Below are 25,776 nucleotides of genomic sequence, written 5' to 3' on the forward strand. Positions count from 1 at the left end.
CATACTACTATTGAACCTTGTTATGAAAGGAGTCATGACTTTGACTGAGAAATTTGATGATTATAAAAGAAAAGATAGAATAGATAGTGATTATAGTGACTATAAAGAAGAGTACGCCGCTGAGGTTGCACCACAACGCATTGATTATGATTACAATGATAAAGACGATAAAGATGTTGTAAAATCGTCCGCTGCTGGATCAACTGCTGGTTTTATTGCTCTTGCGCTATCTATCTTATCGCTATTTACATTTCCAACACTATTTGGTCTTGTTTCTGTTTTACTCGGTATTTACGCTTATAATCGCGGAGCTACTGTAACTGGCGGTATCGCTGCAGTTGTCGGTGGAATTGCTGCACTTATCGCAATTTTATTCCGAGTAGCACTTATTGGTCTATTGTTCTCCCTGTTCTAAAAAAGAAAAAGGTATCTCGCTTAACGCGGGATACCTTATCCTGTAAACACATCTTCCGATGGATATTTTATTTTTTGTTTTGCTGGTCGCGCTAAAGAGAACACAAGTGTTAATGGTCCAATTAATCCGCAGAACATAACAAACATAATAATACATTTTCCGAATGCCGATAGCTTTGCAGTAATTCCCATCGTTAATCCGACTGTGCCAAACGCTGATATTGTCTCAAATAATAATTGAATAAAGCTGAAGTTTTCTGTAAGCATTAATATGAATACCGCTGCTAAAATAAGTATTTGACTGGCAACAGCAATCGCTAAGGCCCTCGTTACTGTCGACATTTTAATTGTACGCTGAAATAAAACAATTTCCTCCTTTTTTCTAAAGAAAGAAAGGACAGATGTAATTAAGATAACAAACGTCGTTAATTTAATTCCTCCACCTGTCGATACACTTCCTGCACCAATAAACATTAAAATCATCGTAAATAATATAGATGATTCTTCCATACCTCCATAGTCAACCGTATTAAATCCAGCTGTCCGCGGAGTAATACCTTGAAAGAAGGAAGCCCATAGTTTTTCATTTAAAGATAAATTCCCTAACGTCTTCACATTATTATATTCCAATACAAAAATCACAATCATTGCTATAATATTTAGCACTACTGTTCCAATAATCATTATTTTTGAGTGAAGTGATAATTTTCGAAAACTGCGGCTATACCATATATCAATTAATACGGTAAAACCGAGTCCCCCAATTACAATTAAAGAGCAAATCCCAATATTAATAATGGGATCCCCTACATATCTTGTTAAATTATCTGGCCATAAAGCAAATCCCGCATTATTATAAGATGCAATTACATGAAAAATACTATAGTATAAACCTTTTCCAAAACCAAACTCTGGAATAAAGCGAAACGATAAAAAGATGACCCCAATAAGTTCAATACAAATCGAAAATATAAAGACACGCTTTACTAATTTTACAAGACCACCTATATTTGTTTGATTAAATGCTTCTCCAATTAATAAACGATGGCGTAATCCGATTTTTTTACCTAGTACCCAAACAATTAAAATGGCAATTGTCATAAGGCCTAGACCACCTGTTTGAATTAAAAACATAATAACAATTTCGCCAAACATCGTAAATGTACTTGCTGTATCCACTACTCCCAAACCAGTTACGGTCGCTGCTGACGTTGCTGTAAAGAAAGCATCTACCCAACTAATATGTACTTTCGTTGCGAATGGTAATTTTAATAACAAACCGCCAACCACAATTAAGCAGAAAAAGCCTAATGCTAATATTTGTGGTGGGTTTAATCGTATAAGACGATTATACAGCCCTTGTTTTTTTGTTACGTCCATATCACTAACTCCCTTATTAAAGTGAAGCTTTCCCCTCATACAATAAAAAGCTTTTTAAAAGCCCTTAAATAATTGGGACAAACCTTATATTCTCATAATATAGTTGAGCATAATCCTTTTTTTCATAGATTACAACTTTTATTTATATTCAGATTCCTTTTCGTTTTATGCTGGAAAACTCTATATCCTAACTCAATATTGCTAGCAATAACAATTTCATATGTACTATTTTTCAAATCCCCATATCTTTCACTCTATGTTCACATAGAGGTCACATCCACCTTTTATAGTATATGTATCGAAGCTGTTCCTCCCTAATTTATAAGACATTCCCCAGTGTCTTTGAATAGCTTCCATCCCTAATTAAATTGACATAAATTGTCCCCTTCCTTGACCATCTTATATATGATGGTCTTATTTTTTTGTCTTTCTATCTTTTATCTAAAACTCCCTCTCTCTTTCACTCTATATTCACACAGAGGTCACATCTACCTTTTATAGTATATGTATCGAAGTTGTTCCTCCCTAATTTATAAGACATTCCCCAGTGTCTTAAAGCAGCTTCCATCCCTAATTAAATTGACATAAATTGTCCCCTTCCTTGACCATCTTATATACGATGGTCTTATTTTTTTGTCTTTCTATCTTTTATTTAAAACTCCCTCTCTCTTTCACTCTATGTTCACACAGAGGTCACATCTACCTTTTATAGTATATGTATCGAAGTTGTTCCTCCCTAATTTATAAGACATTCCCCAGTGTCTTTGAACAGCTTCCATCCCTAATTAAATTGACATAAATTGTCCCCTTCCTTGACCATCTTATATATGATGGTCTTATTTTTTTGTCTTTCTATCTTTTATTTAAAACTCCCCCTCTCTTTCACCCTATGTTCACATGAGAGTCACACCTACCTTTTATAGTATATGTATCGAAGTTGTTCCTCCCTAATTTATAAGACATTCCCCAGTGTCTTAAAGCAACTTCCATCCCTAATTAAATTGACATAAATTGTCCCCTTCCCTTGACCATCCTATGTGATGGTCTATTTTATTTTCCAAACACAAAATCAGTCTATCTACACTTAAACAAAAACGAAAAATTCAGAAAATATTGTCAAATTAGGTATTTTTTCGGTATAATTACTTTAGAAAGAAATTTCGCAAAAACAAAAGGGGGGATTTTATTGAAACAAACAAAAGCAATCTTAATCGCATTATTTCTAGGTCTAGTTGTTGGACTCACTCTAAATTTAGCTGCTCCATCTATCTTTGAGCCACTAAATCAATTTGTGTTCAACCCAATTGGTCAATTGTTTATTCGACTTATTAAAATGCTAGTTGTTCCTGTTGTGTTCATTTCTATCGTACTTGGTGCTGCCGGCCTTGGAGATCCGAAACAACTTGGAAGAATCGGTTTAAAATCAATTTCATTCTTTCTCGTAACAACTGCGGTTGCCATCTCTATAGCGGTTACATTTGCACTTATTATAAAACCAGGAGCTGGCGGTAATTTTAAAACAGAAGGTCTTAAGTATGAAGGTGCAAAAACTGAAACATCTTTCGTCGACACATTGCTAAATATCGTACCAGATAACCCAGCAAAAGCGATGGCTGACGGAAACATGTTACAAATCATTGCCTTTGCCGTATTGATTGGACTCGGTATAGCTATTTTAGGAAAACGAGTTCAAGGTATCCATTCATTACTTGAACAGGGCAACGAATTAATGATGTATCTTGTTAATCTCGTTATGAAATTAGCTCCAATTGGAACATTCGGTTTGCTCGCTTCATCCGTTGGTAAAATGGGGCTTGCAGGCGTCGCTGCGATGTTCAAGTATATGATTGTCGTTATGTTAGTACTCATTATTCACGGGGTCTTTGTATATGGCGGCTTATTAAAGGTATTAGCAAAAGAAAGTATTGTTCGTTTCTTTAAACATTTCGGACCAGTAATGGCAATTGGATTTAGTACATCTAGCTCTAATGCATCGCTTCCATTTGCAATGAAAACAGCACAAGATAAGCTTGGCGTTCCAAAAGCGATAAGCTCATTTGTACAACCACTAGGGGCAACTATTAATATGGATGGTACTGCCATTATGCAAGGGGTAGCCACTGTATTTATCGCTCAAGTATACGGAGTTGAACTTACATTACCGCAATTAGCTATGGTCGTATTAACTGCTGTACTAGCTAGTATCGGTACTGCTGGTGTACCTGGTGTTGGACTTGTAATGCTTACAATGGTTTTAAATCAAGTAAATCTACCAGTAGAAGGTATCGCTTTAATTATCGGTATTGACCGTATTTTAGATATGTCTAGAACAGCTGTAAACATTTCTGGTGATGCAATTTGCGCAATGATTGTCGCAAAATCAGAAGAAAAATATAATACGGATCAATCGGCAGCATCTTAAATCAAAAAAGGAGTGATGAATTTCACTCCTTTTTTGATTTACTCCCTTTTTTAGAACGATATTCTTTCCCTTTATTATCATTACCAGTTTCAAATTCAGTGCTAAATTCCTGATTAAACTGGCCGGACTTTGGTGATCCTTGATTACCGCTCCCTTTACTACCGTTACGATTCGTCATATTTCTCCCTCCCTTCCTTGTATTAGTAGTATGGCGCTCTATCTTTTTTCATACACATTTTATTTTTTAACATCTATTACACATGAAAGAAGACCTTCCATATATAAGGAAGATCTTCTCTTTCATCACGTAAGCGTTTTCTTGTTTATAATCACTTAAATAAGTTTTTTGGAAATCGAAATCATTACATTCATTTCATCTTCTGAAAGTGTAGAGAATCTTTCTTGTAAATATTGTTTTTTCGCATCTTCCATTTTCGCAACTAAATCTTTCCCTTGTTCTGTAATCTCTAAATACACAACTCGGCGATCTGATGTAGAACGTGAACGAGTTACAAAACCTTTATTAATTAATTTTTCTGTAACAGCTGTAATATGACTATTCGACACATTTAATTCATTTGCTACACGCGATACCATTTCTTTATTCGTACGATTTAATATTCTCAGGACGATGAATTCATTCCACGGTATGTAACCACCGAATATTTTTCCGATATCATTACGCAATGTGCGAAACATAGCAAACACATTTGTCGATAGTTCTTCCATTAATTGCTCTCGATTTTGAGACAACTTTGACAGCTCCTTTTATTTCATTTAGTTAAATAAAAACCTTATTAATAATTTTACATGAAATCTTACTTTTTGTCACCTTATTTTCCCATAATTCGTAGTTTTTTAATATGTATTTCATGATAAAATGAAGTTAACTTCCAGAAAAAGGGGGTATCTTAATGCATGAGGAGGAGAAATTCTCAAATCTCAGCCTAAAAGATAAAACGATTATCATTAGTATTATTGCTCTTTTCTCATTATAATTTTTGCATTTATATTTTTTGTATATGTAGGAATCTTTCAATTTACAGGTATAGAGTATAGTTCACGTATTGCGTTACTTCTCTTTTTTTATTAATCACTTTCTTAGACAGTATTACATTTTTCATCTTCAGTTTCTTCAAAGCGCTGCTATATCCACTGACACAAAACATGCCAAATTGGATTTCTATTACTCTTTTCTCATTCATTGAAATTACACTAGATTGGTTCGTCATTCATACTGCTGATGATTGGATAGAAAGCGTACAAATGTCCAACATAGCTGAATTATGTGTCGTACTATTCTTTTTCCTCTTAAATAAATTATTAAGTGACGAGAAAGAGTAAGAATACAAGCTTTTCTATATAAAAATTGGTACAATGAAAGCAAATCTTACTAAAGAGGTGTTAATTATGAACTTACAACAATGGGCTGATAAAGGTATGTCCTTTGATACATATGTGAATGAAATGCAAGTAAACCAATACGAGCTACTACACATTTACAATAACTTTTTAATTCCAAATGAATTACTTCCTGTATTAGAAGAACGTCAAAATGACGGCTGGCGTGTTATCGTATTAACTGCTGATTGGTGTGGCGATGCTCTTTTATGCGTACCTGTTATGAAACGAATTTCTGAAGTTGCAAATATTGAAATGAGTTTATTAATTCGCGACGAAAACTTAGAATTAATGGATCAATATTTAACAAATGGAACAGCACGTGCGATTCCAATCTTTATTTTCATTGATAAAGATGGAAATGAACAAGCCGTCTTTGGACCACGCGCTCCAAAAGTACAAGAATTAGTAACTTCAATGCGCGCTACATTACCCGAAAAAGAAGATCCAACATTCGAAGAAAAACAAAAAGAAATGTATGCTAATTTCCGTGCTACATTAGCTGATGATACTTCTCTTTGGGAGCATGTAATGGAAAATATGGTGGAAAAAATAGTAAAATAAAAAAACCTGCCGAGCTCGGCAGGTTTTTTTATTACATAATGAAGAAATAGAATACCGCAGCTAAAATAAAACGATAATAAGCGAACGGTGTTAGTTTCACACGAGATAATAATTTCAAGAATGAAACAATTGCAAGCATCGCAACAACGAATGCAGTTACAAATCCTGTTACAAATAGCGTTATATCTGCTGAGCTTAATACATCCCAGCTTTTAATTAAATCTAATCCACTTGCAGCTACCATCATCGGTACCGCTAAAATGAACGTATATTCAGCTGCCGCTGTATGCGACACGCGAGCTAATAAACCACCACTGATTGTAGAACCAGAACGAGAAAATCCTGGCCAAAGAGCTAAACATTGAAACATTCCAATTGTAAATGCCTGTTTATATGTGATTTCATCTAACGTTCTTGCTGTACTTGGTTTCGAAAACTTCTCAGCAACAATCATTAAAATACCACCGGCTACTAAGCTAATAACAACTGGTCCTGGACCAAATAAAACCTCTTTAATAGTGCTATGGAATAACACGCCAAGTATCCCAGCAGGAATCATCCCGATAATAATATGTAATAAATTTAACGATGGTCCGTCTGTTACTTTACCTATTCCAACTAACGACCATAGACGCTTCCAAAATATAACAACAACTGCTAAAATCGATCCCAATTGGATAACAACTTCAAAAACTTTCGCTCTCTCATCGTCAAATCCAATTAAATGTCCTGTTAAAATCATATGTCCTGTTGATGATACTGGTAGAAACTCTGTTAACCCTTCAACAGCACCCATGATTAAACCAATTAACCAATCAGCCACAAGTAGTGCCTCCTTAATAACAAATAATATGTAATTTTTTCACACCTTATCATAATACCTTATCCCTTTTCAAAGTGCATCCTTTTTTTATTGGTTTTATATGTTGTAGGCGCGTATTTCTTTTCTAATCTTTGATTAAATTGTATGATAGTAAGAGTTTGTTTTTTTATATGGAAAGGGGATTTTATGAAAGAAACTACTTCATTTTCACAAAAGTTAAAGCAATTTGTATTACTATTTTTTCCGATTTTCGTAACGCAAATGTCATTATTTGCGATGAGTTTTTTTGATACAACAATGTCAGGACATGCAAGTCCAACTGATTTAGCAGGTGTTGCAATTGGAACAAGTATATGGATTCCAGTTAGTACGGGGTTAACAGGAATTTTAATGGCTACTACTCCCATTGTTGCACAGCTCGTTGGATCCAAGAAAAAAGAGGACGTTCCCCACGTTGTCATACAAGCAGTTTATTTAGCAATTTGTGCTAGCTTCGTTGTTATCCTCATCGGTTTTTTCGTCGTTTCACCTATTTTAAATGGCATGCGCTTAGAAGAACCTGTGGAACGTATTGCAGCGCAATTTTTAAGTATTATCGCAATAGGAATTATACCTTTATTCACTTACACTGTTTTACGTGGATTTATTGATGCATTAGGAAAAACTCGAACAACGATGATTATTACATTATTATCATTACCAATTAACGTAATATTAAATTACCTATTAATTTTTGGTAACTTCGGTTTCCCAAAGCTTGGTGGTGTCGGAGCAGCAATTGCTTCCACTGCAACATATTGGTGCATTTTAATTATTACAGTCATTATTATTCAGACGAAAGAGCCTTTTGCCTCTTTCAACATTTTCAAACAATTATACCGACCTTCTCTTTCAAGTTGGAAAGCATTCTTAAAACTTGGCGTCCCTATCGGATTTGCTATCTTTTTTGAAACGAGTATTTTCGCTGCGGTAACGCTCATGATGAGTAATTTTAGTACGACAACTATTGCAGCTCACCAAGCAGCTATGAACTTTGCTTCCTTGTTATATATGACTCCGCTAAGTTTAGCAATGGCAATGACTATTGCGGTCGGATTCGAAGTTGGAGCAAAACGTTACGATAATGCAAAACAATACGGATTGATTGGAATTGGATTAGCCCTTGCCTTTGCTGTATTATATTCGATTCTTCTCTACTTCTTTGATGATCAAATTGCTTCTATTTATACGACAGATGCAAAAGTTCATCATTTAGCAAAAGAATTTCTTATCTTTGCAATTTTATTTCAAATTTCAGATGCAATTGCAACCCCTGTACAAGGAGCTTTGCGTGGTTATAAAGATGTAAATGTTGCTCTAATTATGACTTTAATTGCTTATTGGATAATAGGTCTACCACTAGGTTACATATTAGCGACGTATACAGAATGGGCCGCGAAAGGCTATTGGATCGGTCTTATTATCGGTCTAGCATTTGGCGCTGCCTTCCTACTTATCCGTCTCTTTCAAGTACAACGAAAATATACAACACAAAACAGCCGCTAATAATAAAGCGGCTGTTTTCTTTATGCATATTTTTTCTTGTAACGTATAATATAATGAAAAAGAAAGGTGGGTACATATGGACGACAAAGAAAAAAAGCAATCATTCGATGAAGAATTTGCCCCTGAAATTTCACCTGGATATCGGCAAGATGTACATAAGCCACCTAAATATAAAAACACTTCGTTTTTAATGGGCATTACCATTTTCGCTGCTGTATTACTCATACTTATCATTTTCGTTTATTTTTGATGAAAGGTGGCCTATTATATGAAGAAACAAGATTCCAATCGTTCAAAAAGAACTGTTAAAACACAAAAAGGATATGCAGGAGATTCTGTTCATACTCTTAAACAAGTCGAGCAAGGGAATTTATATATTGCTCAAAAAGAACTTGGTCAACAAAATGAAAATCTGTAAAGGCCCTTTATTCCTTGAGGGCCTTTTTATTCCGCATTAAGTAATACAAGCAATGAATTTCCTTTATTGTACGCGCTGCTTTTGTTCTAGCACCATAAATATATTATTAACCTTTACAATTTTCACTTCATAATTCAATTTCATTTCGCTTCTCTTACCATTTTCAGTACCCGCAACGTACGCTACAGCTTGATAAAGAAAACTCTCATCGGTCTCTTCACGTATCTCCTCGCTTGTAAATTTATACTCTAAATCTTGAAAACGATTTGGATAATAATTTTCCATTAATGGTTCATACCCTCTATTTAAAAATATTTCTTCACCTTTTCGTTTCACATCTTCTTTATTATTAAACTCAAACACTGATAGTTGTTCAGTCACAAAATGCTCTCCTACCTTTTTCATTTCATTATGAGTTAAATTTTCTATACTTTTGTTCTTTAACTCCTTATTTAACTCGTACTGATCAATCGGTTTAAAGGTAGCAAAAACCTCCTCTTTATATGACCAAAACAATACAAAAGCGATACATAGAGAAATGATTAACAGTCTTTTTTTCGTAATACTCCCGCCCTTCTTCATAATAATAGATATATGTTAACATATAGAAAGAAAATTCTGATATCATAAAATAGAATAACTTAACTCAGAAACGAGGAACAATTATGGACTCTTACAAACATTATATAAAAGAAGCTTTGCCTAATCTTTCTATACATTCATATAAACAAAATGAAGAAGGATGGGATAATGTAGCAGTTATAGTAAATGATGAGCTACTGTTTCGTTTCCCGCGAAAACAGGAATATGCGATGCGAATTCCGTTAGAAAAAGAACTATGCGCAATTCTCACTCAATCACTACAAGAAATCGAAGTTCCACAATATCACCTAATTTATAAAAATGAATCTGATGAGGTTCCTCTTTGTAGTTACTATACTCTCATTCATGGTGAACCATTAAAAACAGAAACAGTTGCCACGCTGGAGGATACAGAGCTGAAAGCAATTATTACACAATTAGCTACTTTCCTTGCGGTACTACATAGTATTCCTTTACACCAAGTTACAACGCTATGTTTCCCTATTGAAAAAACATGTACCTACTGGAAAGAGCTACAAACAAAATTAAACCAATATCTCACTACTAGCCTTACTTCATTACAGAAACTAGCCTTAAATCGCTTATTTGAAAATTTCTTTGCATGTTTAGCTACATCCACTTTTCAAAACACAATCATTCACGCTGATTTTACTCATCATCACATTTTATTTAACAAGCATAACAAAAGCATTTCAGGTGTTATCGATTTTGGTGATGCGCAAATTGGCGATCCTGCTTTTGATTTTGCAGGACTATATTATGATTTCGGAGATGAGTTTACTACATCTGTATATGAACAGTACAGTACACTTATTTCTCATCATGATCCATTACTCATTCATCGTATTACTACCTTTTATCAATACAGTCCTTTACTACATAATATTATTTATAACTTTGAGTCAGAGAATGAACTCGAATTCATTACAGGCACAGAACAGCTAAAAACGATATTACAGGGATGAGATTACATTCTCTCCCTATATACTCTCTCCTCATACATCATTAACTTTTTATCCATTTCAACAATAACTTTATACAATTGAAACGCCTGTAAAATTTGCAGTTGAATTTCAAAAGGAGCATTTTGTTCTTTTAACCATTGAAATACTTTTGTTTCATCTTTCATTGATTATTCCTCCCTTTATTCTGCTATTTGTGGGTAGCCCGATTAATGAGGGCTGATAATCAGTGGTTGCTTGACAAAACCCCCACTGATTAAAGTTTCACTTTATTAAAATCTGCTACAAATATACCGTAAATGATGAAAAGCTTTTCATGTCAATAACAAAAAAGGATGCAAAGTTGCATCCTTTAATGAACTATATTTTTCTTCTGTTTCGCTTCTGTCTTTACTTCTTCCCCTTGGCATTCACTACGAAACGCACAACTTATACACTCAGAACGAAAATGACGCTCTGTATAATGCTCAGGTTGCTCTAACATTTCTTTCATTCTAGATAAATCAGCCATTCCAGTTATAATATCTTCCTGTTTCGGAATGTACTCATACTTAGTTCCTTCTATTAAATTAATAACTTCAATTTTTCCTGGAAAAACTCCGAAAGCTTTATAACTGAATACTGTCATTAGCTTCTGACAAAGAGCAAGCATTTCCTCATCTGCATCGACAACATACTTTTTAATTACAAACGACTCAGCACTCCACTCACCAACTTCAAATGTCAATGACATGTGGACACCTAACTCTTCCATATATGTTTGAAACTTCTCGTATAAAAACAATGGTGGTGTCTGACTATCATCCTTTTCAACGAACTGTAATAAGTGATCCGTTAGCTTCGCTAATACAATATAGTACTCCGTCTTCGAAGCAAACATATTAATCCTTACTTTTTTCCAATACTTTTCTATTAATATTAAAAGTACAATTTTCGTTTGTTGACCCGCAGGTAGCGTGTAATACTCGTTAATAATTTGATTGACAATCATTTGTGCTATTTGTTGCCATTCAAATGAAGAAGGTTCTCTTCTTTTTATGTGACGAAAATAAAATTTATGCGGACAACGCATAAAATCATACAAATGATAATCTGTCATCGTTTTGATTGAGATTTTCTCATGCACTTGCTCTTCATCTCCCTTCTGCCATTAAGAAAGGTGTTTTACAAATTCAGCTCCAAACTGTAAACATTTTTCTACATCTTCATCTTCTGGCGTTAATTCTACTTTTAGTCCTTCTAACACAACTGCTGCCCCGCGCTCTTGTAGCTTTTCTATTAAAATGTCAACTGCCACTCCGTATTTCGGATAAGCCGAATCACATGATCCGAATACTGCCGCTTTTTTCCCAGTTAAATCAATAGAATCCATTGCATCATAAAAATCTAAGAAATCATCAGGAAGATCGCCATCTCCCCAAGTGTATGCACCTAAAATAATTCCATCATACTGTTCTAATATAGAAGCTTCTGGTGAATCCATAATATCAATAACTTCAATTTCATTTTCTGTTTCACGAATTACGCCGGCAATATGGTCAGCCATTTCCTCTGTATTTCCACTCATACTTGCAAAAATCATTACTAACTTACTCAACTGAACCTCTCCCTTTACTTTGTATCTCTTTTTCTGTTTGAATGCTCTTCTTCTCATCTACATATTCAGACCGAATTACATTTCTTTGCCATTCCATATGCTGATCAACATCTTTATTTTTATCTTTTAATCCCCTCCGCAGAAGGTGAAAATTCTTTCTCATTAACATGTCGCATCCATCCTATTGATAATAATTATCAATTCCAACTATATTTAGATTAATTGATATTGATTATCAATGTCAATAACTATTTTTAAAAAAATGATTAAAATGTACAAGCTTGTCCGTTAGCTATTCATATACTATGAATGAGCATAGTTCTTTCTCAGCCCTCTCTGACGGAAAGAAATAAAAGCAACTGCAATAGAGTGCAGTTGCCTTTTTTTGTTTTTCTATGATTTTAGTAATCTTATAGTCGTCTCTAAAAATAGCTCCACTCCACAAATTAATGCTGATTCATCCAAGTCAAATTTCGGATGATGATGTGGATAACAAGTATATATATTTTCATTACCTGTTCCTAATTTAATGAAACAACCAGGTGCTTTTCTTAAATATGCTGAAAAATCTTCTCCACCCATAGAAGGTTCAAGCTTCACAACACGCTCATTCCCAAACAAATGTAGTGCACTTTCTTCTACTATTTTCGTAATATATTCATCATTAATAACCGGATCATATCCATATCGATACGTATATGTATACGATCCTCCATGTGCTTCTGTAATTCCTTTCACAATTTTCTCGATTTTCCCTTCTGCTTCCACCCTCAATGCTTGATTAAATGAACGAACAGTTCCCATTAAAGTTGCTGTACTAGGAATAATATTGTCAGCCGTTCCCCCATGAAATTGTGTAACTGAAACAACCCTTTGCATAAAAGCACTTGTATTTCTTGATACGATATGTTGTAGATTTGTAATAATCTGTGCTCCGATAGCAATAGGATCTATCGTTTCTTCTGGTCGCGCCGCATGTCCTCCTTTGCCTTGAATCTCAACTGTAAATACGTCTGGAGCTGCCATCATCGGTCCATATGCAATTCCTATCTTTCCACTCTCAAGTCCTGACATAACATGTAAACCTATTACATAATCAACACCGTCCATTACACCTGCCTCAACCATTTCTTGTCCCCCGCCTGGATACACCTCTTCTGCGTGCTGAAAGAATAGACGAATCTCACCTGCAAAATCTTCCTTTATATTTGATAACACCTCTGCTGTGCTTAATAAAATAGCTGCGTGAGCATCGTGCCCACATGCATGCATCATTCCTTTATTCACAGATGTATAAGATTTACTTGTCTCCTCTTGAATTGGCAAAGCGTCTATATCAGCTCGAATCGCAATTACTTTCCCTTGCTTCACACCTCTTTTAATTGCTAGTACACTATATTTCGTCGGTCTCGTTACTTCAAAAGAAGAAAATGAGCATAATGTATCATATATAAATTGCGAAGTTTCTTTTTCATGAAATGATAATTCCGGATACTTATGGAAATGCCTTCTCCATTTCACGATATTTTCTTCCGAAATTAGATTCTTCCACACTCTATTCATGATAATTTCCTCCTTTTCAAAAGAACTAGAAATTTAAAAGTTTACTCCGTCTTAAATGATTAATAAAAACAAACACTGTATTTTTACGTATTCTTATAGTCCACTTTTATGTATTCACACAATCCACTTTCTATTTACATGTCAAACCCATTACAAATTCATGCTGAATGTAATATAATTGCTAAGTTAGGGATTTTCTTTTTTAGTATTTAGTGCTAATATCAGAAAAGAGCCTTTTGACTTATTTTTACCTAAAATGTGGGATTTTGTTTTTTTCACAATAATGTAGGACATGATACCTACAAAGAGCTATTATTTCATTAAGAGAGGGAAAGACATGGAAAGATTAAAAGAGATATGGTCTCGACCACTCACACAATGGGTTGCAAAGACGGTTTATTATCTTGCAATTTTATTTGCATTACTTTGGTTGTATGGATTCCATGATACAAACACAAGTACATTTATTTACAATGAATTCTAGGGTGGGAACGTTATGAAGTTATTAGAACAAATTGAAAAGTGGGCTGCAGAAACGCCTGATCAAACCGCTTTTGTTTGGCGAGATGCGAAAATTACGTACAAACAATTAAAGGAAGATTCTGATGCGTTAGCACATTGGATTTCTTCTGAGTATCCAGACGATCGTTCACCAATTATGGTGTATGGCCATATGCAACCTGAAATGATTATTAACTTTTTAGGATGTGTAAAAGCTGGACATGCTTACATTCCTGTAGATTTATCTATCCCAGCTGATCGTGTACAACGTATTGCTGAAAATTCTGGTGCGAAATTACTTTTATCGGCAACAGCAGTAACTGTAACTGATTTACCAGTTCGCATCGTAAGTGAAGACAACTTAAAAGATATTTTCTTTACTCATAAAGGGAACACTCCAAATCCTGAACATGCGGTAAAAGGTGATGAAAATTTCTACATTATTTACACATCAGGAAGCACAGGTAATCCGAAAGGGGTTCAGATTACTTATAACTGCCTTGTTAGCTTTACAAAATGGGCTGTAGAAGATTTCAACTTACAAACAGGGCAAGTATTCTTAAACCAAGCACCTTTCTCATTCGATTTATCTGTAATGGATATTTACCCATCATTAGTAACAGGTGGTACACTTTGGGCAATCGATAAAGATATGATTGCGCGTCCAAAAGACTTGTTTGCTTCTTTAGAGCAATCGGATATTCAAGTATGGACTTCCACACCTTCTTTCGCTGAAATGTGTTTAATGGAAGCATCTTTCTCTGAGAGTATGCTACCGAACATGAAAACATTCTTATTCTGCGGTGAAGTGTTACCAAATGAAGTGGCTAGAAAATTAATTGAACGTTTCCCTAAAGCAACAATTATGAATACGTATGGTCCAACAGAAGCTACTGTCGCTGTAACAGGTATTCACGTTACAGAAGAAGTGCTTGATCAATACAAATCACTTCCAGTTGGCTATTGTAAATCAGACTGTCGCCTTCTTATTATGAAAGAAGATGGCACGATCGCACCTGATGGTGAAAAAGGTGAAATCGTAATTGTCGGTCCAAGCGTAAGCGTTGGATATTTAGGAAGCCCTGAATTAACAGAAAAAGCATTTACTATGATTGACGGTGAGCGCGCCTATAAAACAGGCGATGCTGGCTATGTTGAAAATGGTCTTCTATTCTATAATGGTCGTCTTGATTTCCAAATTAAGCTGCATGGTTATCGAATGGAATTAGAAGAAATTGAGCATCACCTTCGTGCGTGTTCTTACGTAGAAGGAGCAGTTATCGTTCCAATTAAAAAAGGTGAGAAATACGATTATTTATTAGCGGTTGTTGTTCCTGGAGAACATTCATTTGAAAAAGAATTCAAATTAACATCTGCAATCAAAAAAGAACTCAATGAGCGATTACCAAACTACATGATTCCACGTAAATTCATGTATCAATCTTCTATTCCAATGACACCAAATGGAAAGGTAGATCGCAAAAAATTATTGAGTGAGGTTACAGCATGACCGCATATGGATCATTTTATTTTTTCGCTATAGTGGGCATTTTATTAATACCTACTATCATAGCTGGATTAAAAGGTAAAATGTTGCGCAAATATAATGCCGTTTTAACATTAGTCATGATTGCTATTATCTTCTCAGATAAACCAAAGCAAGCAATGATGCTAGCTGCATTTATTATTTGGCAATATGTCCTTATTAAAGGCTATTTAATTTTAAGAAAACAAAATAATAGTACATTCATGTTTTGTATAGCTGTTATTTTATCGATTTTGCCACTTATTTTGGCAAAAGTCGCGCCGTTTGTACCTGAATTGCATTTTATTGTTTTCGCAGGTATGTCTTACGTAACATTTAGAGCTGTACAAATGGTCTTTGAAGTTCGTGATAATTTAATTAAAGAACTTTCCTTCTTTAATTTCTGGGAATTCGTTTTATTCTTCCCTGCGATTTCAAGTGGACCTATCGATCGTTACCGTAGATTCCAAAAAGATATTCAAAAGCCACCTAGTGCTGAGGAGTATCAAAATTTACTATATACAGGACTTAACCGTATTTTCCAAGGTTTCCTGTATAAATTTATAATCGCGCACTTGATAACAACATATCTTGTAAAGGCTGTATTCGCCAATCAAGATACACTTTTATCTAATGTGATTTTTATGTACGCTACTAGCATGCAATTATTCTTTGATTTTGCAGGTTATAGTGCGTTCGTAATTGGTATCAGTTATATGATGGGAATTAAAACGCCAGAAAACTTCAATAAGCCATTCCTTAGTCGTAATATTAAAGACTTCTGGAACCGCTGGCACATGAGTTTATCATTCTGGTTCCGTGATTTTATTTACATGCGTTTCGTCTTTTTTGCAACGAAGAAAAAGTTAATTAAGAACCGTTACACTATTTCGTATATCGGTGCATTTTTAAACTTCTTCATTATGGGAATTTGGCACATCCAAGGAAGCGCTGTTGCGCAGTATGTTATTTATGGTCTATACCATGCCGCACTGTTTATTTTATTCGATATTTTTGAAAGAAAAAACAAGAAGCATAAGTTTTGGCCAAACAATAAATTTACACACATCCTTGCGATTGTAATTACGTTCCACGTTGTATGTTTCGGTTTCCTAATCTTCTCTGGACACCTTAACAGATACTTTTAATGCACCCTTCTTATTCCATTAAGAAGTTGCACATATAATATATTTCGGATATAAAGGAGATTTTAAAAATGGCAGAATTCAAAGAGCAAGTATTAGATATTTTAGAAGAAGTATGTGAAAACGATATTGTGAAAGAAAACTTAGATGTTCAATTGTTTGAAGAAGGTATCCTTGATTCTTTCGCTGTAGTATCTTTATTAGTTGAATTCCAAGAGCGTTTAGATATTGAAGTTTCTATTTCTGATTTTGACCGTGACGAGTGGGCTACACCAAACATGGTTATTAAAAAGTTGGAAGAAATCCGATGAACAAAGCAAAATTTGGTCCGATGCTTTTAGCATTGGCCCTTTTTGCTGTATTCTTACTTATTCCAACGCGCTTCCTACTTCCACTTTTAAGTGATGAAAAAGTAGAACAAGCTGCTACTTCTTTAAAAGAAGAAAAAATTCAAAGTATGATTTTACAGCAAAAGATGTTAGCAGATCCAAAATATCTTCCGATGTACGGTTCATCGGAATTCGCACGTATGGATGCTTTCCATCCATCTAATTATTTTAAAGTAAAGCCTGAAGGATTTACGCCATTCCTTCTTGGACGCGGCGGAACACAAGACCTTGTACATGTATTAAACTTCGCATCTACAATGGATCAATTGAAAGATAAGAAAATGGTATTCGTTCTTTCTCCGCAATGGTTTGTACCACAAGGTATTGACGAAACGCACTTTGCACCTAACTTTTCAAAACAACAAGGTTACCACTTCATTTTCAACAATGATTTAAAACCTGAAATGAAAAAACAAATTGCAAAGCGTTTATTAAACTTTGAGATTGTAAAAAAAGAAACTTTATTAAAAATTTCGCTTGAAGGTATCGCTTATGATGATACGAAGTATAAAGTAAAAGCACTTGCTGCTAAACCTTTCGCTTATATTTATCGTAACATTTTAGATCGTAAAGATTTATTTACAGCTATGTTTAATATTAAACCGCACAAAGAGAAGCTCGATCCTTCATTAAAACAAATGAACTGGGAAGAGGCTCGTAAACATGCGGATCAAACAGGTGCAGCAGAATCTGGATCTAATGAATATGGTATCGAAGATGGTTACTTCAATAGCAAAATTAAGAAAAAATTAAAGCAACGTGAAGGTTACTTAAAAAATGATGCTTATGACCAATCGCCAGAATATGAAGATTTACAAATTGTACTTGATTTATTAAAACAATCTGGTGCAAAACCACTCTTCATTTCTGTTCCTGTCAAAGGTCCTTGGTACGACTACGCTGGCTTCCCGAAAGAACGCCGCGAAGCATACTATAAGAAAGTTCATGAGCAAATTGAAAAAGCTGGTTATCCAATTGCCGACTTCTCAAATCATGAATACGATAAATACTTCTTAAAAGATCATATGCACTTAGGTTGGAAAGGCTGGGTTTACATCGACGAAGCCATCCAACAATTTTATAAAGCAAACTAACGAAAAGACCGCTTGAATTACTCAAGTGGTCTTTTTGTATATATTTTGTAATTGCTCGATTGCATTCGCCGCTTCTTTCATAACTCGCTCCACTACATGCTGAGCTGATTCGATTCGTGCCAATGATGCTGCCTGTCCTGCCCAAAGTGACATATATTCTTCCTTATTTTGCTTCGCTGCCTCTTGGCGTATTTTAGAAGTTAATACGTTTTGCACTGGATATACCGGAAGCCCTTCTTCTTTTCCTTCATGTCTCTCTATAAATTCATTCCGAATACCGCGTGCATATTTCCCGGAAAACGCACGAGTTACAGTTGTGCTCGTATCTGTACTATGTAAAACCGCTTCTTTATACACATCGTGCGTAATACTCTCTTCACTTGTTAAAAAGGCTGATCCCATTTGAACACCTTCTGCTCCTAGTGCCAATGCCGCAACAAGCCCTTGTCCGTTCATTACACCACCTGCTGCGACAATTGGGATATGCGGAATAACCCCTACTAACTGAGGTATTAACGCAAACGTACCAATCATAGCATCTCGTTCTTTCCCAATAAACGTTCCTCTATGCCCTCCTGCTTCGCTACCTTGCCCAATAATAATATCTACTCCTAGCTCAGCAAGTACTTTCGCTTCCTTCACATGGGTAGCTGTTCCGATAACTTTTATTCCACTTCTTTTTAAATCATTTATTTCTTCTTTTTCTAACGTTTGAAATGCAAAGCTAACGACCGGTACTTTTTCATCTAATAGCACTTGTAATTGTTCCTTATAGCTTTTTGGAAGCTTTAACGTTCCTTCTACTTCTATACCTAATTCTCTATTCACTCCGCTTAGTAATACTTTCGCCTCATTTACCTTCTCTTCTTCTATTTCTATCTCTTTCGTTACAAGTAAATTAACACCGAAAGGTTTATCTGTTAGTTCTCTTATTCTATAAATCGCTTCACGAATTTGTTCTGGGCTCATATAGCCGGCTCCAAGCGTCCCTAATCCTCCACTATTACTTACTGCTGCAACAAGTTCTGGCGTCGTAATCGCGCCTGCCATACCGGCTTGAACAACGGGATACTCAATTTTTAATATGTCTGTTACTCGACTTGTAAACATCATTTTCCCTCCTATTTCCTTTATATCTTCTTTATTTGATAAGCTTTCCCCTGCTTTTGCAAGGGTTGCACTTCATATGAAGCGAATATATTGAAAGAGAAGGAGGCTGAGCTTAATGATTTATCCAAATGTATTAAAACAAGGTGATACAGTAATGATTATTGCACCATCTGGTCCACCTACAATTGAAAATGTATTAAAAGGTGTGAATGTATTACAAGAGATGGGGTTATCCGTAATAATCGGGAAGAGTGTTTACGAGAAATATGGATTTTTAGCCGGAAGTGATCAAGTTCGGCTTGACGATATACATGAAGCATTTATAAATAATGAAGTGAAGGCAATTTTTTGTGCACGAGGTGGTTATGGAAGTGCTCGTCTTCTTCCTCACATTCAATATGAAGTTATTAGGCAGCATCCAAAAATCTTTTGGGGATATAGCGATATTACAGCTTTACATACTGCTGTTTCACGTTATGCAAAGCTTATAACATTTCATGGTCCGATGATTGAAGAACTAGGAAAAGGCATTGATTCCCTATCTTTATCCTCTTTTAATCAGCTATTCCATCCGTATTCAACCATTTTATCTGCATCAGAATGTATCGTACCTAGCTCTCACAGTACAGTTACAGGTACGTTAGTTGGAGGAAATTTAGCTGTGTTAACAAGTATAATTGGCTCGCCCTACGAGATAATTACGAACAATACACTTTTATTACTTGAAGACATTGGTGAAGAACCGTACCGCATTGACCGTATGTTAAATCAGCTACTTTTATCTGGAAAGTTTAATGAATGCAGGGGCGTTATTTTCACAAGTTGTCACGACTGCACTCCTTCAAAGCCCTCTCAATCATTGCAAACAATATTATATGAATATTTCGCGCCATATCATATACCTGTCCTATTCGATTTACCAATTGGACATATAAGTCCAAACATCGGTATTCCACTTGGAGCTACAGCAACAATAAACACGAATAATAAAACAGTCTCTATTTCTTCTGGTATAGCCACTCCATATTCAAATTAAAAAGGAAAAGCGATTACGCTTTTCCTTTTACTTATAATAATTAAAAATTCGTCCAGATGCGATATCTGCAATTTCTTCTGGAATAAATGTTTTACTTATATCAGTGCCAACATTTAATACAGCTGTAGCATCTTTCTCAATGCTACCAAATAACTCTTTCCCACGTATCGTAATAAGGGGCGTTCCTTCTGGCAACACATCTTTTACAAATTCCATTTGTGTAAAGAACGGAACGATCCATCTACCTTCTCCTTGGAAATGACGCAAACGAAGTATTCCTTCTGTTGCCCCGTCCTCTGCTTCTAGTGAACCAGCAACATAAAACTCAGTAGATAAGAGCAATTCATAAAATTCCTTTTGCTTCTGTTTATCATCCCCTGCTACAACAAGTACCTCTTCTAATTTCTTTACTGAAATTTGCTCCATATGATGCCACCCCTATTTTCAAAATGATTGTACTTAGATTATACGAAATATTCTTATTTTTTTCTACATAATTCGCAATTATTTTCTTAAAATAATTTTAACACTTCTTTTGTCGTCACAATCGTAGCAAACTCTTCATGTAAATTTACAAGTGTCATATTGTGAATATCTTCTGCACTATACTCCTTACCATCTAAACCTTTACGGTTAAACGTAGCCGTTGCATCACTCACTAAATATGTTGTAAATCCTAAATTCCCTGCCATTCGTGTCGTAGTTTCCACGCAATGATTTGTCGTTAATCCTACAACCACTACTGCATTACATTTGTTCTTTCTTAATTGCTCTTCTAAATTTGTCCCAATGAACGCGCTGTTAACGAATTTCTGAATAACCACTTCATCAAGTAGTGGTTGCACTTCTTCTTTAAAGTTTACCGTTTCCGCTCTCTCATAAAACATTGACTGAGCATTTTCTTTATTTACATGTTGAATATGAAAAACTGGTCGTTCCCTTTTTCTCCATTCTTCTAACAAAATTCTCATGTTTTCTTCAGCAAAAATATTATTTCTCTCGCCCCAATCTGGTAATTGAAATGCCTTTTGTACATCGATTATGATAAGTGCTATTTGATTTGTCATCATTTCCCCCTTAATTTGGCTGTAATTGAAATAGAAAACCAAGTTGTTGTGACGCAGTAATAAAGCAAACATAGGCGCAAAGCTCTACAATTTCTTTTTCTGTCCAATATTGTTTTAATACGTGAAACATATTATCATCTATTGCTTTTCGGTCATGAACAAATGTATGCGCAAAAGTAACAGCTACACCAATCTCCTCTGCCTTTTGCACATCATCAGGTCTTCCCTTTGCCATACAGTACGGACATTCATTCCCATACGCTAATGTTCTTCTCACTTGCTCCTTCAACTCTGCTGAAAGAGTTCCTTTATTGTACAGTGTATCTTCTAACTTACTCCACGAGTGTAATATATCCGAATTATGCCCTAATAACTTTTGAAACTTTGTATCTCCTACATTTGATAATGAAATTCTCTCCATCATTTCCCCTCCTATTTCCTTCTGTTTTATTGTAAAATAAATAACGTTCACTTTACATTTCATATGAATCTTAATTTATATTTTTCCTTTACAAAAATCATTATTTTACTGGAGGTATATTTACAAATGCAACTAGACCGTGTTGATCGAAAAATTTTAAATGAATTATATAATGATAGTCGCCTTTCTATGCGTGAATTGGCGAAACGAGTAAACTTATCTGCTCCGTCTACTGCAGAACGTGTTCGTAAACTTGAAAGTGAAGGCGTTATTCAAAAATATACAATCGATATCGACTATAAAAAAGCAGGACTAGTTTTAGATTGTATTTTAGAAATCACTTTAAAAAATGGTGATACAACACGTATGCAACAGTTTATTCAGTCTTATCCATCTGCAAGTTTTTGTTACCGAGTAACAGGAAGCTTATGCTACATTGTAAAAATTTCTGTTCCTTCACTCGTTGAACTTGAAGAATTTATCAATGATGTTTCTTCATATGCAACGACAGTTTCTCATATCGTATTATCAGAAGTATCTCTTACTCCTGATATTGAACATATCTTCCCAGAAGATTAATTTATTTTTATTCATAAATTATAAAAAAACCCCTTACAATAAGAATAAAAATAATATATCATGTATTAAAATACATAATATTCGAGAAAGGGGCTTTACATTGAAAATCTGGTTTTATGAAAAAACGGCACAATTAGATGACTTACTTGGTATTTGGGACAATGTTCCGACCATCCCGCGAATTGGTGAAAAAGTGGAGATTTTAAAGACAGTCCGCACTGTTACAGATATTAAATATGTAAAGAACGGTAATAATTTTCGTGTAGAAATTATTACAAATTAAAAAGTAGCTCCTAAGAGCTACTTTTTAATTATCTATTATGTGCTTTCTTTATAACGATTTTATCTTCTTCTACAGCTACTGTTACATAATCATTTTCTTCTAACCGAAGCTTATTTACAGCCTCATCTGGTAACTCTATGGCCATCAATCTATCGGTTACGATCACTTGACTATACACTTCATTTTCTTGTGATGAATTCACTACTTTTTGCTCATTTATAAAACGTACTGGTGGCACGCCAACTTCTTTTACTGTACGCCATTGTTTCCAAACATACGGAATTAACCATAGTAATCCAACAACTGTAAGACCGATACCAATCCATAAATTACTTTGCGCTTGTAATTCAGTAATTGAGATTGTACCACTTTCTTCTCCACCGAAAAATTGCATACTTGTTGCAATCAAATTATTTAGAGCGTGCACAGCTATATTCGTCCATATATTTTTTGTCTTTATGTATAAAAGACACATAACGACACCAAACATGAACGCACCAATAACATCAAAATGTCCTAAGCCAAAAATAATGGAAGATATAATTACAGCTTTTTTAATTCCCCATTTATGAGCCATTCGCTGTAAGAAAAATCCCCTAAAAATAACCTCTTCCATAATAGGTGCTAACACACATGCTGAAATGAAAGTAAATATCGTCATATATACGTTACTCGTATTAATAACATTTCCGTCTTCTAGCATAGTAACTAAGAAATTCGGTAACGTATGTGCTAATATGTAAAATTGAATCTGAGATATGCCAACTGAAAAAATCATCCCCATTATCGTTGCTAATACAATTAATCCCCAAGATAAACGTCCTGGCTTATCAAAAAAACTGTTAAATACAATATTATTTTTATTTGTTTTTACGTATAGCCAAAGTAACGGAAATACAAAAAATACAGTTATTTGTGAAATAACCTCCATCGTATTCTCAGAAACATTTGCTAGACCTAATGGTATCATTATAAGGAACACCCCTATAATCATCCATCCAAAAAAGCTACGTAGCCTTATACGTGAAAATGCATAGTGCATATAGAACACCTCCAAAGATAGTAAAAGTAAATGGTCGGATAACTACATTATAATATGAATATAGTTGAAACTCTTCCTATTTTTCTCAATTACTTTCAAACAACATAGCTCTTAAAATACCATATCGCTGTTCTTCAAGTTGCAATCCAAGTGAAATTTATGTAATAAAAATCCCCGTTTTTACAAGCGGGGATTTCTTTTATTATAATACGTCACGTTTGTGGAATAATGCACTTGATGCTACAAGTAACACAACAAAGTATGCAGCTACAAGTAATAATGAAGTTGTAAACGTAAATTCTGTAAATGTTGGTTCCATTCCACCATTGATTAATTTATTACTATCGTAAGCTCTTAAATCCAAATGGTTGAATACTACAAACTTCGCTACACCTTTTGCAAACATTATTAATACCATATTAATTGCACCTTGTAAGAAGAATAGGAACATCGTAATAATTAATGGTAATACAGATTTTCTAAAGACATTTGCTAGGAAAAATGCAAGTGTTGCAAAAAAGAACGGTGAAAGTAGTTGATATAAAGTGGACTTCATAACGATTCCTAATGTTAATTCTGTTTTACTACCATCCATTACAATACCGCCAATAATCATTGCAATTAGCATACCAGCTAATACGATAAATAACATTGCTAATAACACTGTAATATATTTAGAAAATAAAACTGCAAGTCTTTTTCTTGGACGGATTAACAATTGTTTAATTGTACCTTTTTGGAACTCATCAGTAAGAGTACGGGCAGCAAGTGTAATCCCAAAAATCGTTGTAAATAAAACAATTAAGCCAATCTCTGAGTTTGCATAATCTAAATATGATCCCTTAAACTCATCACCTTTTCCCCACTTCAACATTGCTAAAGTACCTAAAATTTCGAGTGCCGCAATGACACCCATTAAAATATACATACCTTTTTTCGCATGCAACTTTAAAAATTCATTTTGAATTAATTTAAACATTACGCTTTCACTCCCCCAGTAATCGCTAAGAACTCATCCTCTAACGTTTTATTTTGAACAGTAACTCCGTATACAAGCACATCAGCATGAACAAGTTTTTTTACAAGTTGCGGAATGTTGTCTTTTGTTACAGATGCTACAATTACATTCCCTTTTGCTTTACCTTTAATGATTTCATTTGCTTTCTGAACTTCATCTACTTCAAACGCTACAACGACTGCCTCATCATGTTTCACTTTTTCATGTAAGTTGTACTCTTGTACAAACTCACCTTGTTTAATAATAACGACGCGATCACACATTAATTCAATTTCACTCAATAAGTGACTTGATACGATTACAGCAATATTCTCTTCTTTCGCTAAACGTTGTAAATAATCACGAATTTGGCGAATACCAGCTGGATCTAATCCATTTGTCGGTTCATCTAAAATTAAGATTTTCGGCTGATGCAGTAATGCCTGTGCAATTCCTAAACGTTGTTTCATACCAAGTGAATATGTTTTCACCTTTTTATGAATCGCATGCTCTAACTCAACAAGCTTTACAATCTCAGCAATGCGCTCTTTACTAATTGGTGTAATGGCCATGTTCGCAAAATGCTTTAAGTTTTGCATTCCTGTCATATAATCATATAGTTCAGGATTTTCTACAATCGCTCCAATTTGCTCTAGTGCCTTTTCACGCTCCGAGCGAATACTATGTCCACAAATTGTAATATCGCCCTCTGTCATTGAAATAAGACCTGTCATCATACGGATTGTCGTCGTCTTACCGCTACCGTTCGGTCCAAGGAATCCGTATACTTCTCCTTCACGAACCTCAAATGATAAACCACGAATAATTTCCGTTCCACCAATCTTTTTTCGAACATTCTCTAACTTTACTACTACGTTTCCCAATGGTGATTCCT

At 34.7% G+C, this 25,776-nt stretch carries 32 protein-coding genes and 1 pseudogene; 16 read left to right on the forward strand and 17 right to left on the reverse strand.

Annotation, left to right across the window (positions count from 1 at the left end):
- Positions 1–40: 40 nt before the first annotated feature.
- The gene (locus tag ACTFSL_RS02230) at positions 41–415 is read left to right on the forward strand and encodes a hypothetical protein (protein WP_000136542.1); all 375 of its coding nucleotides are present in this window, start codon (positions 41–43) and stop codon (positions 413–415) included.
- Between the two features lie 35 nt (positions 416–450).
- On the opposite strand, the gene ACTFSL_RS02235 is transcribed toward ACTFSL_RS02230, so the two are convergent.
- Positions 451–1,794, reverse strand: coding sequence for a TrkH family potassium uptake protein (locus tag ACTFSL_RS02235; protein WP_000383524.1), 1,344 nt, complete (start codon positions 1,792–1,794; stop codon positions 451–453).
- A gap of 1,186 nt (positions 1,795–2,980) precedes the next feature.
- Here ACTFSL_RS02235 and ACTFSL_RS02240 point away from each other — a divergent pair.
- Positions 2,981–4,216, forward strand: a complete 1,236-nt coding sequence (locus tag ACTFSL_RS02240) for a dicarboxylate/amino acid:cation symporter (RefSeq protein WP_000814802.1) — start codon at positions 2,981–2,983, stop codon at positions 4,214–4,216.
- A gap of 22 nt (positions 4,217–4,238) precedes the next feature.
- Here the strand turns inward: ACTFSL_RS02240 and ACTFSL_RS02245 are convergent, their stop codons facing one another.
- Together ACTFSL_RS02245 and ACTFSL_RS02250 are read right to left on the reverse strand one after the other, a co-directional pair.
- A complete protein-coding gene (locus ACTFSL_RS02245) occupies positions 4,239–4,394 on the reverse strand; it encodes a hypothetical protein (protein WP_000184928.1) in 156 nt (51 codons plus the stop codon).
- A 155-nt stretch (positions 4,395–4,549) separates the two neighbouring features.
- On the reverse strand, positions 4,550–4,969 hold the full coding sequence (locus ACTFSL_RS02250; RefSeq protein WP_000081434.1) for a MarR family winged helix-turn-helix transcriptional regulator: 420 nt from the start codon (positions 4,967–4,969) through the stop codon (positions 4,550–4,552).
- A 161-nt stretch (positions 4,970–5,130) separates the two neighbouring features.
- Here ACTFSL_RS02250 and ACTFSL_RS02255 point away from each other — a divergent pair.
- Together ACTFSL_RS02255 and ACTFSL_RS02260 are read left to right on the forward strand one after the other, a co-directional pair.
- A pseudogene (locus ACTFSL_RS02255) lies at positions 5,131–5,560 on the forward strand (YrvL family regulatory protein).
- Between the two features lie 33 nt (positions 5,561–5,593).
- Complete coding sequence (locus ACTFSL_RS02260) at positions 5,594–6,181, forward strand: thioredoxin family protein (RefSeq protein WP_002040836.1); 588 nt, start codon at positions 5,594–5,596, stop codon at positions 6,179–6,181.
- A 31-nt stretch (positions 6,182–6,212) separates the two neighbouring features.
- Here ACTFSL_RS02260 and uppP read toward each other — a convergent pair whose 3' ends face one another.
- Positions 6,213–7,004, reverse strand: coding sequence for a bacitracin resistance undecaprenyl-diphosphatase (gene uppP / locus ACTFSL_RS02265; RefSeq protein WP_000796253.1), 792 nt, complete (start codon positions 7,002–7,004; stop codon positions 6,213–6,215).
- 186 nt (positions 7,005–7,190) lie between these two features.
- Here uppP and ACTFSL_RS02270 point away from each other — a divergent pair, with 186 nt between their 5' ends.
- From ACTFSL_RS02270 to ACTFSL_RS02280, 3 genes are all read left to right on the forward strand, one after another.
- On the forward strand, positions 7,191–8,549 hold the full coding sequence (locus ACTFSL_RS02270; RefSeq protein ID WP_440041108.1) for an MATE family efflux transporter: 1,359 nt from the start codon (positions 7,191–7,193) through the stop codon (positions 8,547–8,549).
- Positions 8,550–8,625: 76 nt separating this feature from the next.
- On the forward strand, positions 8,626–8,799 hold the full coding sequence (locus tag ACTFSL_RS02275) for a hypothetical protein (RefSeq protein ID WP_000341062.1): 174 nt from the start codon (positions 8,626–8,628) through the stop codon (positions 8,797–8,799).
- An 18-nt stretch (positions 8,800–8,817) separates the two neighbouring features.
- Positions 8,818–8,967, forward strand: a complete 150-nt coding sequence (locus ACTFSL_RS02280) for a hypothetical protein (RefSeq protein WP_000743742.1) — start codon at positions 8,818–8,820, stop codon at positions 8,965–8,967.
- 63 nt (positions 8,968–9,030) lie between these two features.
- Here the strand turns inward: ACTFSL_RS02280 and ACTFSL_RS02285 are convergent, their stop codons facing one another.
- The gene (locus tag ACTFSL_RS02285) at positions 9,031–9,549 is read right to left on the reverse strand and encodes a biotin transporter BioY (RefSeq protein ID WP_121868153.1); all 519 of its coding nucleotides are present in this window, start codon (positions 9,547–9,549) and stop codon (positions 9,031–9,033) included.
- A gap of 83 nt (positions 9,550–9,632) precedes the next feature.
- On the opposite strand from ACTFSL_RS02285, the gene ACTFSL_RS02290 reads away from it, so the two are divergent.
- A complete protein-coding gene (locus ACTFSL_RS02290; protein ID WP_000378985.1) occupies positions 9,633–10,535 on the forward strand; it encodes an aminoglycoside phosphotransferase family protein in 903 nt (300 codons plus the stop codon).
- A 2-nt stretch (positions 10,536–10,537) separates the two neighbouring features.
- Here the strand turns inward: ACTFSL_RS02290 and ACTFSL_RS02295 are convergent, their stop codons facing one another.
- The 5 genes from ACTFSL_RS02295 to amaA all read right to left on the reverse strand — a co-directional run bounded on the left by ACTFSL_RS02295 (position 10,538) and on the right by amaA (position 13,692).
- Positions 10,538–10,699: a hypothetical protein gene (locus ACTFSL_RS02295; RefSeq protein WP_000651086.1), complete on the reverse strand. Its 162-nt coding sequence runs from the start codon at positions 10,697–10,699 to the stop codon at positions 10,538–10,540.
- A gap of 185 nt (positions 10,700–10,884) precedes the next feature.
- Positions 10,885–11,658 carry a hypothetical protein gene (locus tag ACTFSL_RS02300; RefSeq protein ID WP_119683135.1) on the reverse strand — a complete coding sequence of 258 codons (774 nt, stop codon included), beginning with the start codon at positions 11,656–11,658 and terminating at the stop codon, positions 10,885–10,887.
- A gap of 24 nt (positions 11,659–11,682) precedes the next feature.
- A complete protein-coding gene (locus ACTFSL_RS02305; protein ID WP_000041153.1) occupies positions 11,683–12,129 on the reverse strand; it encodes a flavodoxin in 447 nt (148 codons plus the stop codon).
- Positions 12,122–12,298 (reverse strand): hypothetical protein, encoded by a 177-nt coding sequence (locus tag ACTFSL_RS02310; RefSeq protein ID WP_000929023.1) that lies wholly within the window; start codon positions 12,296–12,298, stop codon positions 12,122–12,124. Before ACTFSL_RS02310 ends, ACTFSL_RS02305 begins: the two co-directional genes overlap by 8 nt.
- 224 nt (positions 12,299–12,522) lie before the next feature.
- Positions 12,523–13,692, reverse strand: a complete 1,170-nt coding sequence (gene amaA / locus ACTFSL_RS02315) for an N-acyl-aliphatic-L-amino acid amidohydrolase (RefSeq protein ID WP_001082783.1) — start codon at positions 13,690–13,692, stop codon at positions 12,523–12,525.
- 337 nt (positions 13,693–14,029) lie between these two features.
- On the opposite strand from amaA, the gene ACTFSL_RS02320 reads away from it, so the two are divergent.
- From ACTFSL_RS02320 to dltD, 5 genes are all read left to right on the forward strand, one after another.
- Positions 14,030–14,176, forward strand: a complete 147-nt coding sequence (locus ACTFSL_RS02320) for a teichoic acid D-Ala incorporation-associated protein DltX (protein ID WP_000440293.1) — start codon at positions 14,030–14,032, stop codon at positions 14,174–14,176.
- Positions 14,177–14,188: 12 nt separating this feature from the next.
- The gene (gene dltA / locus ACTFSL_RS02325; protein WP_000770505.1) at positions 14,189–15,703 is read left to right on the forward strand and encodes a D-alanine--poly(phosphoribitol) ligase subunit DltA; all 1,515 of its coding nucleotides are present in this window, start codon (positions 14,189–14,191) and stop codon (positions 15,701–15,703) included.
- A complete protein-coding gene (gene dltB / locus ACTFSL_RS02330; RefSeq protein ID WP_017673707.1) occupies positions 15,700–16,866 on the forward strand; it encodes a D-alanyl-lipoteichoic acid biosynthesis protein DltB in 1,167 nt (388 codons plus the stop codon). The genes dltA and dltB overlap by 4 nt, the downstream gene beginning before the upstream one ends.
- A gap of 68 nt (positions 16,867–16,934) precedes the next feature.
- Positions 16,935–17,174 carry a D-alanine--poly(phosphoribitol) ligase subunit DltC gene (dltC, locus tag ACTFSL_RS02335; RefSeq protein WP_000807310.1) on the forward strand — a complete coding sequence of 80 codons (240 nt, stop codon included), beginning with the start codon at positions 16,935–16,937 and terminating at the stop codon, positions 17,172–17,174.
- Positions 17,171–18,346: a D-alanyl-lipoteichoic acid biosynthesis protein DltD gene (gene dltD / locus ACTFSL_RS02340; protein ID WP_001030268.1), complete on the forward strand. Its 1,176-nt coding sequence runs from the start codon at positions 17,171–17,173 to the stop codon at positions 18,344–18,346. The genes dltC and dltD overlap by 4 nt, the downstream gene beginning before the upstream one ends.
- A gap of 21 nt (positions 18,347–18,367) precedes the next feature.
- Here the strand turns inward: dltD and ACTFSL_RS02345 are convergent, their stop codons facing one another.
- Positions 18,368–19,456, reverse strand: a complete 1,089-nt coding sequence (locus ACTFSL_RS02345) for an NAD(P)H-dependent flavin oxidoreductase (RefSeq protein ID WP_000495279.1) — start codon at positions 19,454–19,456, stop codon at positions 18,368–18,370.
- Positions 19,457–19,571: 115 nt separating this feature from the next.
- Here ACTFSL_RS02345 and ACTFSL_RS02350 point away from each other — a divergent pair, with 115 nt between their 5' ends.
- A complete protein-coding gene (locus ACTFSL_RS02350; RefSeq protein WP_440041110.1) occupies positions 19,572–20,492 on the forward strand; it encodes a S66 peptidase family protein in 921 nt (306 codons plus the stop codon).
- Between the two features lie 27 nt (positions 20,493–20,519).
- Here ACTFSL_RS02350 and ACTFSL_RS02355 read toward each other — a convergent pair whose 3' ends face one another.
- The 3 genes from ACTFSL_RS02355 to ACTFSL_RS02365 all read right to left on the reverse strand — a co-directional run bounded on the left by ACTFSL_RS02355 (position 20,520) and on the right by ACTFSL_RS02365 (position 21,983).
- Entirely contained in the window at positions 20,520–20,918 is a 399-nt protein-coding gene (locus ACTFSL_RS02355) for an SseB family protein (RefSeq protein WP_000435265.1), read from the reverse strand.
- Positions 20,919–21,004: 86 nt separating this feature from the next.
- The gene (locus ACTFSL_RS02360) at positions 21,005–21,559 is read right to left on the reverse strand and encodes a cysteine hydrolase family protein (RefSeq protein ID WP_000184427.1); all 555 of its coding nucleotides are present in this window, start codon (positions 21,557–21,559) and stop codon (positions 21,005–21,007) included.
- Between the two features lie 10 nt (positions 21,560–21,569).
- A complete protein-coding gene (locus tag ACTFSL_RS02365; protein WP_128809297.1) occupies positions 21,570–21,983 on the reverse strand; it encodes a carboxymuconolactone decarboxylase family protein in 414 nt (137 codons plus the stop codon).
- A 123-nt stretch (positions 21,984–22,106) separates the two neighbouring features.
- On the opposite strand from ACTFSL_RS02365, the gene ACTFSL_RS02370 reads away from it, so the two are divergent.
- Both ACTFSL_RS02370 and ACTFSL_RS02375 read left to right on the forward strand, forming a co-directional pair.
- Positions 22,107–22,559: an Lrp/AsnC family transcriptional regulator gene (locus ACTFSL_RS02370; protein ID WP_001175498.1), complete on the forward strand. Its 453-nt coding sequence runs from the start codon at positions 22,107–22,109 to the stop codon at positions 22,557–22,559.
- Positions 22,560–22,659: 100 nt separating this feature from the next.
- Positions 22,660–22,842, forward strand: coding sequence for a DUF3913 family protein (locus tag ACTFSL_RS02375; protein ID WP_000707107.1), 183 nt, complete (start codon positions 22,660–22,662; stop codon positions 22,840–22,842).
- A gap of 28 nt (positions 22,843–22,870) precedes the next feature.
- On the opposite strand, the gene ACTFSL_RS02380 is transcribed toward ACTFSL_RS02375, so the two are convergent.
- From ACTFSL_RS02380 to ACTFSL_RS02390, 3 genes are all read right to left on the reverse strand, one after another.
- Positions 22,871–23,884 carry a CPBP family intramembrane glutamic endopeptidase gene (locus ACTFSL_RS02380; RefSeq protein ID WP_000558808.1) on the reverse strand — a complete coding sequence of 338 codons (1,014 nt, stop codon included), beginning with the start codon at positions 23,882–23,884 and terminating at the stop codon, positions 22,871–22,873.
- A 202-nt stretch (positions 23,885–24,086) separates the two neighbouring features.
- Positions 24,087–24,863, reverse strand: coding sequence for an ABC transporter permease (locus ACTFSL_RS02385; RefSeq protein WP_440041113.1), 777 nt, complete (start codon positions 24,861–24,863; stop codon positions 24,087–24,089).
- Entirely contained in the window at positions 24,863–25,765 is a 903-nt protein-coding gene (locus tag ACTFSL_RS02390; RefSeq protein ID WP_000528788.1) for an ABC transporter ATP-binding protein, read from the reverse strand. Before ACTFSL_RS02390 ends, ACTFSL_RS02385 begins: the two co-directional genes overlap by 1 nt.
- Between the last annotated feature and the right edge of the window lie 11 nt (positions 25,766–25,776).

The organism is Bacillus cereus group sp. MYBK108-1, assembly GCF_051917185.1.
In the GTDB taxonomy this organism is placed as follows: domain Bacteria; phylum Bacillota; class Bacilli; order Bacillales; family Bacillaceae_G; genus Bacillus_A; species Bacillus_A cereus.